General features: G+C 45.5%; 12 protein-coding genes. 10 read left to right on the forward strand and 2 right to left on the reverse strand.

What is annotated here, in order from left to right:
• Nucleotides 1–16 precede the first annotated feature (16 nt).
• Together KCTCHS21_RS13920 and KCTCHS21_RS13925 are read right to left on the reverse strand one after the other, a co-directional pair.
• Entirely contained in the window at nt 17–1,111 is a 1,095-nt protein-coding gene (locus tag KCTCHS21_RS13920) for an alanine racemase (RefSeq protein ID WP_232058190.1), read from the reverse strand.
• Complete coding sequence (locus KCTCHS21_RS13925) at nt 1,108–1,764, reverse strand: helix-turn-helix transcriptional regulator (RefSeq protein ID WP_130609131.1); 657 nt, start codon at nt 1,762–1,764, stop codon at nt 1,108–1,110. Before KCTCHS21_RS13925 ends, KCTCHS21_RS13920 begins: the two co-directional genes overlap by 4 nt.
• A 143-nt stretch (nt 1,765–1,907) precedes the next feature.
• Between KCTCHS21_RS13925 and KCTCHS21_RS13930 the strand changes: the two genes are divergently transcribed.
• From KCTCHS21_RS13930 to KCTCHS21_RS13975, 10 genes are all read left to right on the forward strand, one after another.
• Nucleotides 1,908–3,671: a cache domain-containing sensor histidine kinase gene (locus KCTCHS21_RS13930; RefSeq protein WP_130609136.1), complete on the forward strand. Its 1,764-nt coding sequence runs from the start codon at nt 1,908–1,910 to the stop codon at nt 3,669–3,671.
• Nucleotides 3,668–5,215 (forward strand): response regulator transcription factor, encoded by a 1,548-nt coding sequence (locus KCTCHS21_RS13935; protein ID WP_130609140.1) that lies wholly within the window; start codon nt 3,668–3,670, stop codon nt 5,213–5,215. Before KCTCHS21_RS13930 ends, KCTCHS21_RS13935 begins: the two co-directional genes overlap by 4 nt.
• 118 nt (nt 5,216–5,333) lie before the next feature.
• Nucleotides 5,334–6,659 carry an extracellular solute-binding protein gene (locus KCTCHS21_RS13940; RefSeq protein ID WP_130609143.1) on the forward strand — a complete coding sequence of 442 codons (1,326 nt, stop codon included), beginning with the start codon at nt 5,334–5,336 and terminating at the stop codon, nt 6,657–6,659.
• A gap of 83 nt (nt 6,660–6,742) precedes the next feature.
• Nucleotides 6,743–7,621: a carbohydrate ABC transporter permease gene (locus KCTCHS21_RS13945; protein ID WP_130609146.1), complete on the forward strand. Its 879-nt coding sequence runs from the start codon at nt 6,743–6,745 to the stop codon at nt 7,619–7,621.
• Nucleotides 7,622–7,635: 14 nt separating this feature from the next.
• Complete coding sequence (locus KCTCHS21_RS13950; protein ID WP_130609150.1) at nt 7,636–8,508, forward strand: carbohydrate ABC transporter permease; 873 nt, start codon at nt 7,636–7,638, stop codon at nt 8,506–8,508.
• Between the two features lie 33 nt (nt 8,509–8,541).
• A complete protein-coding gene (locus KCTCHS21_RS13955) occupies nt 8,542–9,600 on the forward strand; it encodes a Gfo/Idh/MocA family protein (RefSeq protein WP_130609153.1) in 1,059 nt (352 codons plus the stop codon).
• Nucleotides 9,601–9,616: 16 nt separating this feature from the next.
• A complete protein-coding gene (locus tag KCTCHS21_RS13960; protein WP_130609155.1) occupies nt 9,617–10,456 on the forward strand; it encodes a sugar phosphate isomerase/epimerase family protein in 840 nt (279 codons plus the stop codon).
• Between the two features lie 35 nt (nt 10,457–10,491).
• Nucleotides 10,492–10,989, forward strand: a complete 498-nt coding sequence (locus KCTCHS21_RS13965) for a GNAT family N-acetyltransferase (RefSeq protein ID WP_130609158.1) — start codon at nt 10,492–10,494, stop codon at nt 10,987–10,989.
• The gene (locus tag KCTCHS21_RS13970; RefSeq protein WP_130609162.1) at nt 10,986–11,861 is read left to right on the forward strand and encodes a sugar phosphate isomerase/epimerase family protein; all 876 of its coding nucleotides are present in this window, start codon (nt 10,986–10,988) and stop codon (nt 11,859–11,861) included. Before KCTCHS21_RS13965 ends, KCTCHS21_RS13970 begins: the two co-directional genes overlap by 4 nt.
• Before the next feature lie 211 nt (nt 11,862–12,072).
• Nucleotides 12,073–12,225 (forward strand): winged helix-turn-helix transcriptional regulator, encoded by a 153-nt coding sequence (locus KCTCHS21_RS13975; RefSeq protein WP_130609165.1) that lies wholly within the window; start codon nt 12,073–12,075, stop codon nt 12,223–12,225.
• The last annotated feature ends 53 nt before the right edge of the window (nt 12,226–12,278 follow it).

Genomic DNA, 12,278 nt, shown 5'->3' on the forward strand with positions numbered 1-12,278 from the left:
GTTTATCTTCTCTGATTTATTCAAGCATTCCTCGGCCAAGCACTTTTACTTTCTCAATTCGTTCGCCATCGACCCAATACACATCATTATGCAAATTTACAGTACTGCAAATATGGTTGGGAATGATCTGAATTTGATCGCCCACTTTCCAAGGCTGATCCCCGTTTACTCGAATGACACCGTGCTCTTCCGACAATCTCTCCAGTACAGCATCCGGAGCACCAACAATATGGCCAAAGCCTTGCAAGTTAAGAGGCTGGGTATTGGGCTGCACATCGGTTGCGAACGTTTTGCTTCCTCCGTCGATAACAACGTAATCGGGGGAAGGTCTGCTTACTACGGTCGCTAGGATGGTGCCTGCGCACTGATCCAAGGTGGTAGCATCTAGCTTCGCCTGCATCCGATCTTGGAACACATACGTCCCTGGGCGAATTTCCGTCACTCCTTCGACTTCCGCAGCGTATTCGGCTGTTGGTGTTGAACCTACGCTAACATCTGAGATCGGTATCCCTTGCGCTCTTATTTGTCCAGCTAGATCAGCCATTAAGGTTCCCTCTTCAATGCCAGCTGCGCGTAAATCTAGGGAGGGAGCGTTGTTCATCCATGCACCGCGAAAGGTGAAAATTCCTGAAAGATTGAGATGGTTAAGCGCATGGATTCGGGCAGCCAGTTCAAGGGCATTCTTATAAAGAACACCCGTTCTTTGCAGTCCTGTATCAATTTCTAGACGTACCTCTATAACCGTGTTCGCTTTGGACGCCATTTGAGATAAATGCACGGCTCCTTCAATGCTGTCTACACCAACGATGAGGCGGTTAACCTTGCTTGCCAAAGTGAGGACTCTTTCAATCTTGGTTGCTGTAACAATGGGATAAGCAATGAAAATATCATCAATTCCGTTGGCAGCCATGATTTCCGCCTCGGAAACCTTCGCAACAGTAATGCCAACCGCGCCAGCTTGCAGCTGTTTAAGGGCAACTGAGGGTGATTTATGCGTTTTGGCATGAGGGCGCAGCTTCTTATGGTGGAGGTGGGCGATGGTGGCCATTCTACTAATATTGGCTTCCATCTTGTTGACATCGATCAATAAGGCAGGTGTTTCAATCATCATGCTTCTCCTCCTTGATCAACGCTTTTCAACTCGTCCATATAGCTGTAAAGCGAGAATTTAGAAATGTTCAAGTAGGCGCAAACCTTCTCACCCGATTTTTTTATGAGGAAGGCTCCTTTTTCATCCAGAAGGGAAATGAATTTCAGCTTATCTTCCTTAGACATTAAAGCAACGGGTTTGCCGATGGTTTCTTGTATTTGCTGGATTAAGGTATCTAGCAAATCGTTAACATTGCTGACGAACGTTTCCTTCACGTCATCTTCGGTCCCAAAGCTGATTAAGGATTGCAAGGATTGCTCTGCCATCTTCAGATCGGTAATGTCAAAATTCATGCACAGAGAACCAATAGGAGTGCCGCTTGCATCATGAATGTATAGTGACGTGGACCGGAGAACCCTGCCATCCTTCGTCTGGGTCATGTAGTTGAAGCGGTTTCCATCCTTGACGGTTCCCTTGAGCAGCTCGAGTCCGAGGTTAGTTCCTGGATCACCAGGCTTTCGGCCCGTAACGTGTCCGTTCTCGATAGCCACGATTGTACTCTCGTAAGGACGTGTCAAATCATGAAGCACAACCTCACAGTTTTCTCCGAACTGAGCGGCAATGCCCTTCACGAGAGATTGCAGAAAAACCATCTCTTGCTGGATTGACTCCATACCATCTTCCCTTCGCAATAGCATTCTGAATCAATCGTATCGTATCATAAGCCATAGTGAAAATAAAACAAAAAGTTTTTTTGGCTAACAAAAAGTATGGTATTATTGACCTTTAATTGAATCTGAACCAAGGAGGAACGAAGGTGAGGCATTGGTTAGCGCGGTCATTAAAAAGAAAACTTTCCTTCCTGCTGCTTACTTCAATTCTGGTGCCGTTATTATCACTAGGATTTTTTGTTTATGAGACTGCCGCAATGCTTACGGAGGAAAAATCCAAGCAGACCGGGATGAACCTGTTACGGCAGATTGATACCAATTTAGAATTTGTTTTGCAAGATGTCGAGGGGATGTCGGTATTTCTCATCGGGCAAAAAGATATTCAATCGTATTTGGACAAAGATGGGATTTACGGAAACAAACAGACGGAGATTATCGGATTCCTAACTAACCTACTTTTTTCTAAAGAGTATATATCGGACATTACGATTTACCCGCAGAATGGATTATCGTTGTTATCGACCTCGACCATTTTACATTCAGGCTACTATGACAAAAATGGGCAGAATCGGCATCAGTTTCCCGCGAAGAGCACGAAAGCATGGACGTCCCTATACGAGAACAAAACAACATTGGGTCTCAAAAAGGTCATTTCCTTCATTAGACCGATTCGTGATACTAACACGTTCCAGGAAAAGGGGACGTTAATGATTTCTATCGATGAGGAGGCCATCTCCAAGTACCTGAAACGCTCCAACATTGAGAGCAGCGGGTTCGTGGTGTTGCTTGATAACGAGAACCGAGTCATCTCTGGAAGCCAGCGAACATGGCTAAATCGTTACATTACGGAATTCTATCCGGGCATTGAATTTAACGATGGGGAAAGCGGCTTTGGAAATTATGGGGCCGGAACAGATAAGCAAACGGTCCTCTACTACACAGTACCGAAGGTCGGCTGGAAGCTCGTCGGATTCATTCCTTTTCGCGAATATACTGCACAGAACCGCTATGTGCTATTAGTTACGGCCGCTGCTGTCGGTGTTGCGATTGTGCTAATCGCTGCACTAATTCTTTTCTTCGTGCAGCGTGTGACGCGTCCATTGCTATCCTTAACGAATTACTTACGGCAAGTGAACCCGGACGAGCCTTTTCCAACCTATACCGTGACATCGTACGATGAGGTCGGACAATTGATGCACAGCTACAATAAGTTGAGTGATCGGATTGAACGACTAACCGAGCAGGTAAAAATCAATGAGTCGCGGAAAAAAGAAGTGGATATTCTGGCGCTTCAGTCGCAAATAAATCCTCATTTTCTATATAACACTTTATCCTCGATCCATTGGATGTCCCTAATGAACAAGGACCAGAAGACAGCGGAGATGGTCAGCTCACTAGGTGATTTTCTACGATTCAGCTTGAATCAAGGACTGGACTATACTCCGGTGAAGCAGGAGGTCGATCATGCTCGTAATTATGTCCGCATTCAGTCGATTCGTTACCCGGATAAGTTCGATGTCCATTTTCTCATCGATCCCGCCATGCTAGATCATAAGATGCTCAAGCTCCTGCTCCAGCCACTTATCGAGAATGCGTTGATCCATGGTCTTCAGAAGCAAGAGGGGAAAGGCAAAATGTATGTTCATGCCGGTATTCAAGGAGATCGGTTGATCTTTGCCGTTCAGGATGAGGGCATTGGAATGGATCAGGACACTTTGAGGAAAATTGAGGCTGGTTTGAATGATACGGTAGAACCCCATTCTGGGGAACGTGGAAGCTATGGGTTGAGTAACGTTCATCAGCGGCTGCTTCTGCATTATGACAGCGAATCCGGTTTACACATTCAGAGCATTGCTGGGAAGGGAACGAAGGTAACCTTCTCCATTCCGATCAGGGAGGAACATTCATGAAGGTAATGATCGTAGACGATGAGGTTATTATTCGCACGGGTCTCAGTACAGTTATCGACTGGCAAGAGCAAGGGTTTACGTTGCTGGAACCAGCCGCTTCCGCTGAGGAGGCATGGGCAAGAATTCCATTGGAAAAGCCTGATATTATCATTACAGACATCCAAATGACGGGTATGAATGGACTTGAATTGGCGAGCAAGGTATATGAGCATTATTCGGGTACAGAAATTATCATTCTTACGGGTTACGATGATTTTCATTATGCGCAGCAGGCTGTTCGTGAAGGTGTGAGCGATTATTTACTTAAAATCAGCGGTCCCGAGGAAATTATGAAAGCAGTTATGTATGCGAAGCAGAGGAAGCTGAAGAAGCTTGAAACGACGCAGCAGGATCAAATTCTAAAAATCGCCTACCGCAACCGCATGTTCGAAAGGCTTGTTATGGAAGGCATAGAGAACGAGCAGATGTTAGCCGCACTAAAGCAAGTGTTTCCGAGCTTGTTCCCGGCTGCTGGAACACAATCGCTTCAAGTTTTAATCTTAGTTTCAAGTGGATGGGAACGGCGAGCGGGAAACGATGGTCTGTTACATTTTGCTACGGATAATATGCTCAAAGAGTTAATTCAATGTGAAACGTTAATTCGTCAGGATCATATTCTCGCCATAGTCAGGCATGAGGCTGATTATGCGGATACTTATAAGCTGGAATCCACCTTGGCCGTTATTCGGAATAAGCTGAAATGCTCTGTATTCACGGCAGTGGGCTCATTGGTGAAATCTGCTCTTGAAATAAAGTCTTCGTTCACAGAAGCTGGAGTGGCATTCTCTTACAGAACCTTGATTGGGAAAAATACGACTATTTTTTACGATGAGATTAAAAGTCGTAGAGGAGGAAGAAACGTCTGCTCGCAAGAAGAGGAGTCGGCTTTGACTTCCATTCTAAAGAGTGGCAATCCCAATGATCTAAGGCACTGGTGTCATCGCATAGTGAAAGAGCAAGCACAGGACGGCCAAGCTACTCCCGACTCGCTGTACGCCTTTACAAACTCGATTGTCGTTGCAGCCCATCGATGGCTGGAACGTGTGCTTGCTTCCCCGGTGAATGCTCCCATTCGATTAGAAATTCTTTTTTCTAATATGACGGTTGGACATGCGGAGCCCGAAGAAGTTTTGTTCGGGAGCTTGAATCATCTTCTGGATGTGTACACGCTGTCGAACTCTAAAACGAAAGGCTCTTATGTAAGGCACGCGATTGCGTTTATTAAAGAGCATCTGGACAAGAACATCACGTTACAGCAAGTGGCTAAGTCTGTTCACGTGAATCCGAATCACCTTAGCGAAGTATTCAAGCGGGAAACGGGACTGAATTATTTGGAATTCGTAACGCGCCAGAGAATGGAGCGAGCGGAGGAAATATTAAACGAATCCAATGCGAAGATTAGTGAGGTAGCCAATCGAGTGGGGTACGAGGATATTAAATATTTTAGCCGCTTATTCAAGAAACATACAGGTAGAACTCCTTCGGAATATCGCAATAAAGACTGAGTAATGTCTACCCTGAGGCAGAAGTTTGTCTCCTTATCAGAGAATAGACCACCCTCTATACTTAGAACAACTCGTCATAAGTACGAGCGTATGGGAAAAAACCAGGGAGGGTATAAAGATGAAAAAATGGTTAGCAAGTAGTCTTATGGTCGTCATGATTGTGATGTTGTTGGCAGCCTGTGGAGGAAACTCAGAAAAATCATCCAATGGAAACACAGAGAACGGCAATGCGAAGGTCAAGCTTTCGTTATGGCACAAATTTTCCGGAGACGACGCCCGCGCCAAAGCCATGCGGGGAATTATCGAGCAATTCAAGCAAGATAATCCGAATATCGACCTAGAGGTTCAACCTATTCCCCCTGATGGTTACGCGACGCGGATTAAAACAGCTGCGGCCGCTAATGAGCTTCCGAACATATTCATTCTTCCTCCAGGTACGATGACGAAAGAGCTAGTTAACGGCAAGCTAATCCAACCGATAGATGACTTGCTGAGTGCGAATGAAGAGTGGGAAAAGGGATTTCTTGAAGGTTCATTTACTGACTTCACGGTCAATGGAGGCATCTACAGCGCTCCACTTGGTATCTCTCCAACCTCATTCCTTTTCTATAATAAATCAATTTTTGATAAATACAGCTTAACGGTGCCTAAAACTTGGGACGAATTATTAAATGCGATAAAGATCTTCAACGACAATAAGATCACTCCTATTGCATTAGGGAACAAAGCAGCATGGCCGGCACAATCCAGCATGTTCAGCTCGCTTGCAGATCGGGTTACAGGTACAGAGTGGTTGTTGAATGCGGCTGCACAAAAGGATGCTAAATTCACGGACCCTCAATTCGTACAAGCTTTGACCTATGTTCAGGATTTAGGCAATGCTGGTGCATTTCAGAAAGGCTTCAATAGCATAGATGTCACGCAAATGGAGCAAATGTTCGCTCAAGGGCAAGCTGCAATGATGATTGACGGAAGCTGGGCGTTGCCGTACTTGGCGGAAACAGCTACCAAAGAGGTACTGGATTCGATGGAAGTGACTGTTCTTCCAACCGTTCCAGGCGGCGAGGGATCTGCTGAAGCGCTTGCGGGTGTCGTCGGTGACGGCCTTGCAGTAAACATTAATGCGTCAGGAGCTGTTAAAGAAGCTGCCTATAAGCTTATTCTAGCTTTGAGTGGTCCTGAGGCTCAGAAAACAACGCTTAACGCAAGTCAGCTAGTCAGCTATAACATCAATCCAGACGAGAGCAAAGTATCCTCACTGTTCATTAAAGCTCATCAACTGTTGAAAGAGGTCAAGCTGACACCTGTCTACGATATTGCACTGACTTCTTCAGCAGCGGATGTCGTTAATAATGGCTTGCAGGAAGTTCTGCTTGGTGGAAAACCAGCAGATATAGCCAAGAAAATTCAAGATGCTCAAGCTAGAGCCTTGCTCAATCAATAGAAAATAGATGAGATTCTCGATATCAGCTCTTTCTTCTACAAAAGAGCTGATATCGTTACTTATTCGGATAGGAGGAATGCAACGTGCTATCATTTGGGGCTCGTACAAGAGGCTTTGTCGTTGCAGCGCTTCTCCCCGCAACGCTGTTGTATTTGGTTTTCGTCATTGTTCCTCTACTATGGTCTGCGTATTATGGCTTTTATGATTGGAAGGGCATGGGCGCAGCGAAGTATATCGGCTTTGATAATTATTTGGAAGTGTTTAAGGATCCATTGTTTTGGCGTGCTTTCAAGAACAATATGATTATCGTCGCTGCCTCTATCTTAGGTCAGGTACCTATTGCGCTTGGACTGGCACTCGTTCTACGCAAAGCGACTTGGTTTCGAAGATTCGTTCGAACAGCCGTATTTATGCCGATGGTGCTTTCTTCCGTCGTTGTTGGGATGATCTGGGGGTACGTCTATCATCCGCAGATTGGTATTTTGAACTCCCTGCTAGAAACATTAGGTTTGAATTCTTGGGAGAGAGAATGGCTATCGGATCCGTCGATTGCGATGTATTCCTTGTCTGTCCCTATCATATGGAACTATATCGGACCTTTCTTGATTATGTTTATTGCTGCATTACAGAACATTCCTGAAGAAATCAATGAGGCGGCCAAGATGGATGGAGTGCGTCCGTTTCGCAAATTATTCACGATTACCTTCCCGATGATTTGGGATACGTTCAAGGTCATTATCGTGTTATGCATATCCGGAAGCTTGAAGGAATTCGATTTTATCTACGTCATGACAGGCGGAGGCCCTGCGCATTCCACTGAATTGATGGCCACTTACATGTATAACAACACGTTCTCTGTTTATCGTTTCGGTTATGGTAGTGCGGTTTCAACGATGATAATTGTGCTGAGCTTAGCGCTCGTTCTAGTTAGCCAAATTCTGATGAAGAAGAAAAATCCATAAGGGAGAGTGAGTTCATGAATGTTGCGGCGAATGGTCTATCGACAACCTCTCCTAAAGGAAAATCCTTTATAGTGAAATCTAAGAACGGCATTGTAACAGCTGTATTAGCCGTCTATGCCGTAGTTACTTTATATCCGCTTATCTGGCTTATGCTTAGCGCCTTTAAGACGAATGCTGATTTTGCGCATCCGTTTGCTATACCGAAGGTGTGGCATTGGGAAAATCTGCAAAAGGCTTGGACGGTCTCTCATATGGGGACGGCAATGGTGAATTCCATTATCGTGACAACGGTAGCCTTGGCGCTCACCCTCGTTCTAGGTGCATTAGCAGCTTATGTGTTATCCCGGTTCCAATTCAAATTCAAGGTTCTGATCATGGGCTTCTTTTTGCTGGGTATGCTCATACCGATTCACAGCACGCTGGTTCCTTTGTTTATTCTCATGAATAAAATTCACATGCTGAACACGTATCCGGCGTTGATTTTACCTTATGTTGCTTTCCAACTACCGATTGCTATCTTTATCGCGACGGCTTATATGAGTACCTTTCCGAAGGACATTGAGGAAGCGGCCTTCGTCGATGGGATGGGTTACTGGGGGATTTTCTGGAAAATCATATTGCCATTGGCCTCTCCGGCACTAGCGACAGTTGCGATCCTATCTGTGCTTCGCTTCTGGAATGAATTCTCCTTTGCGCTTGTCTTCATTAGTAAGGCTTCGTTGAAGACAGTTCCGCTTAGCCTATCCGTGTTCGCGAACGGGTATGGCACGGATTATAAGCTGACCATGGCCGCTATGGCGATATCCGTCATTCCTACCATTGCGGTATATCTTTTATTTTCAGAGAAAATTATGAAGGGCATGACGGCTGGAGCGGTCAAAGGCTGATTCGCTGTAAGCTTGCCTATGGAGGGAACACTAATGACTCAATTAAAGGTAGGAATGATTGGAGCGGGCTCAATCTCGGATGCTCACTTAGATGCTTATTCCAAAAATAAAGAAGTCACACTCTATGCGATCTTCGATTATAACCGACAACGCGCGGAAGAGAAGGCTGCCAAATATAAGATTTCCCATGTTTATTCCGATTTGGGTGAGTTTCTAGCTGATCCAGATGTAGAGGCCGTTAGCATATGTACTTGGAACAACTCTCATGCTGATATTAGCATAGCTGCCTTGGATGCAGGTAAGCATGTGCTATGTGAAAAGCCGTTAAGCCAAACGTTAGATCAGGCTTTAAAGGTGGAAGAAGCTGTTCATCGCAGCGGGAAAATGCTCCAGGTTGGATTTGTCCGACGGTACGCATCGAATACGGAAATCCTTCGAAAGTTTATCGATAATGGTGAACTCGGAAGCATTTATTATGCAAAGGCGTCGTATTTGCGCCGTTTAGGTAACCCAGGAGGATGGTTTGCGGACAAAGAAAGATCCGGTGGAGGTCCACTCATTGATCTGGGTGTTCATGTCATTGATTTATGCTGGTATTTAATGGGTAAGCCAAAGGTTAAATCGGTTTCCGGCAACACTTATCGTAAGCTGGGGAATCGCTCCAATATTCAAAACTTATCTTTCTATAAAGCCGCCGATTACGATCCATCTAAGAATGACGTTGAGGATATGGCCAATGCGCTCATCCGATTCGAGAACGGGGCTTCTCTTATGGTGGATGCCAGCTTTACGCTTCATGGAAATGACGAAACATCTGTTAAGCTGTACGGCGACAAGGGCGGCGCGGAAATCGAGCCGGCATTCGCTATCATTACGGAAAAGCACAATACGATTCTGAACATCGCTCCACAGGTCGACAACTCTTCATTCGATTTCGAGCAAAGCTTCCAGAATGAGATCAATCATTTTGTCAGCAGCTGTTTGGGCAGAACGGAAACCTTGAGTCCGGTGCAGGATGGCGTGGAAATTATGAAAATACTAAGTGCAATCTACGAATCCAGCGAAAAAGGAATCGAGATCACCTTTAACTAAATCGGAGGTAACGCCTATGAAAATTTGTTTAAGTGCCTGGAGCTGCCATCAGCTTTATAACCGAGGAGCTTGGAGCAATGTGGACTTTATCGATTTCGTGGGACGGGATACGAAAGCCCAAGGAGTCGAATTGCTGACGAAATATTTGAGCTCCGATACCGATTTGATATCTATTGAGGAAGCTTTAAGTCGTAATAACTTGAGTGTAGCTTGTATCGGGGCAAGCAATAATTTTGTGTTGCCGAACGAAGGAGAGCGCCTGGAGCAAGTAGAGGAAATTGCGAAAGCCGTTCATCTGGCCAAGCATTTCGGAGCTGCCGTCGTTCGCGTGTTTGCGGGTGACGAGTTAGAGGGGATTTCTTATGAGCAAGGTAGGCAATGGATTGTTGAGGGCTTGAAGAGTGCAGCGGCAATGGCTGAGACTCAAGGAATTAAGCTTTGCTTGGAAAACCACGGCACCTTCGCCGGCAAAGCCTCTCAAGTGAAGGAGATCATCACGAGTGTTAATTCCCCAGCTTTGCGAAGCACGTTCGATACGGGGAACTTTCTGCTGGTAGAGGAAAATCCAAGTGATGCGATAGACCAGTTACAAAAATTAGCTGATCATGTTCATTTCAAGGATTTTGTTAAAGTCGAGGAGCAGCAAGAAGGGACCGTATATTGCTCGCTTGCTGGCGATTATTATATCGGTAAAATCGCAGGCGAGGGTAGCGTTGATCTGCTCTACATTCTAGGTCGTCTCAAGGATGCAGCCTATGAAGGCTGGTTAACGGTGGAGTACGAAGGCGATGACGATGAGCAGACGGCTTCCATACAATCGATTGCGAACTTGAATAAGATTCTTCAGACTTTATAATCTCTATCATCTTAATATCGAAGGAGATTAGCGATATGCCGGATATGCTAGTTAAATTATATGAGCTTCCAGAACCGGATTCTCACAAGGAAAAGCTGGACGGTTTAGACATCCGCAGAGCGCTTGCGCCAGAAAAACATCTCATTGTAGAGTTTGTCAGAAAACACTTCAATCCCCGTTGGGCGGATGAATGTGAAGTGGCGATATCAAGGCTCCCGGCAACCTGTTATATAGTAGTGGATAATGGAAAAATGGTTGGCTTTGCCTGCTATGATGCGATTTGCAAAAACTTCTTTGGGCCTACTGGTGTTGATGAGAATTATAGGGGCAAAGGAATTGGCAAAGCCTTATTATTTGCATGCTTGCGTGCGATGGCTGCCGATGGATATGGTTATGCCATTATTGGCGGCGCTGGACCTGTGGATTTTTATGCGAGCACGGTGGGAGCTGTCGAGATTCCAGGCTCGGCTCCTGGAATCTATCGAGGAATGCTGAAAGAAAGCTCATTGGATGCGGTAGGAGGCACAAAATGAAATTATTAAATAAAATCGGAGTTATGTCAGATAGCTTCAGGGCTGGCGTCCGAGGAGGAATTGTACAAGCGCGCAACAATGGTGCCGACGGTGTACAAATCTACGCGGTAGATGGAGAGATGGACCCGGCTAATCTGTCCACTTCAGCTAGGAAAGAACTGAAAGACTTTATCGCCTCGAATGGGTTGGAAATATCCGCCTTATGCGGTGACTTGGGCGGGCATGGGTTTCAGGATGCTACGGTGAACAGGGAAAAGATCGACAAATCGAAACGGATTCTTGATCTTGCCGTAGAGCTGGGCACGAATATTGTTACAACCCATATCGGTATTGTTCCGCATGACCACAGCGGCCAAGTCTTTTCTGAGATGCAGAAGGCATGTGAGGAGCTTGGAGTATATGCGACAAGCATGAATGCCTATTTTGCGATTGAAACGGGTCCTGAGCCGGCTGCGCATCTGAGAAGCTTTCTTGATACCTTAAGCACCAAAGGAGTTTCGGTTAACTATGACCCGGCTAACTTCGTTATGGTAACCGGAGATGATCCGGTGCAGGGCGTGTATACGTTGCGTGATTATATCGTTCATACGCATGTGAAGGATGGAATTCGTTACAAGGAAATCGATCCACGCGAAGTATATGGCGCTCTTGGTTTCGAGCCGATGGATCATGGCAAAATCGCGGAAATGGTCACTAAAGGGGAAATCTTTAAGGAAGTGCCATTAGGCGAAGGTAAGGTTGATTTTCCTGCCTATTTCAAGGCTCTGCAGGAAATTGGATATGAAGGTTACTTGACGATAGAGCGTGAAGTGGGCGTTCAGCCTGAAGAAGATATTCGCAAAGCTGTGGCGTTTATTAAGCAGTACAAATGATATATCGTTATGAGGTAGCTCGTTATATCGGGGTAAAATAAACCGCCAGATCAATCTGGCGGTTCTTGTAGTTATAAGATTAATTAACAAGTACCTCTGTGGACGCAAGGATATGCTCCACATACTTACGGGCCTCCAAATTCAATTGCTCATCTGAAGCTTCCATTGAATCATACGTAACGAAAGCAGGTAGGTAGACAGCGTTCGACGCGTGTATTTGGAGGTTCCACCCAAAGTTGAATACTACATCTCCGAGCACGGAAAAACACTCAGTAAGGTTCTTGATGATATGTGTGGATGGGGATTCGAGCACATCGAGTACAAGAAGAACGCGAAGGAACAAGATAGGATATCAAATCCGTAACCTATTTAACCTGTGAAATAGACCTTGGTAGCGTTGCCCGTCGAAGTCACCCG

This window comes from Cohnella abietis, assembly GCF_004295585.1.
Lineage (GTDB): Bacteria > Bacillota > Bacilli > Paenibacillales > Paenibacillaceae > Cohnella > Cohnella abietis.

Bases quoted from the DNA above. Each gene is read 5' to 3' on its own strand.
- KCTCHS21_RS13925 (WP_130609131.1), bottom strand. From the start codon at position 1,764: ATGGAGTCAATCCAGCAAGAGATGGTTTTTCTGCAATCTCTCGTGAAG.
- KCTCHS21_RS13955 (WP_130609153.1), top strand. From the start codon at position 8,542: ATGACTCAATTAAAGGTAGGAATGATTGGAGCGGGCTCAATCTCGGAT.
- KCTCHS21_RS13965 (WP_130609158.1), top strand. From the start codon at position 10,492: ATGCCGGATATGCTAGTTAAATTATATGAGCTTCCAGAACCGGATTCT.
- KCTCHS21_RS13970 (WP_130609162.1), top strand. From the start codon at position 10,986: ATGAAATTATTAAATAAAATCGGAGTTATGTCAGATAGCTTCAGGGCT.
- KCTCHS21_RS13935 (WP_130609140.1), top strand. From the start codon at position 3,668: ATGAAGGTAATGATCGTAGACGATGAGGTTATTATTCGCACGGGTCTC.
- KCTCHS21_RS13920 (WP_232058190.1), bottom strand. From the start codon at position 1,111: ATGATGATTGAAACACCTGCCTTATTGATCGATGTCAACAAGATGGAA.
- KCTCHS21_RS13940 (WP_130609143.1), top strand. From the start codon at position 5,334: ATGAAAAAATGGTTAGCAAGTAGTCTTATGGTCGTCATGATTGTGATG.
- KCTCHS21_RS13950 (WP_130609150.1), top strand. From the start codon at position 7,636: ATGAATGTTGCGGCGAATGGTCTATCGACAACCTCTCCTAAAGGAAAA.
- KCTCHS21_RS13960 (WP_130609155.1), top strand. From the start codon at position 9,617: ATGAAAATTTGTTTAAGTGCCTGGAGCTGCCATCAGCTTTATAACCGA.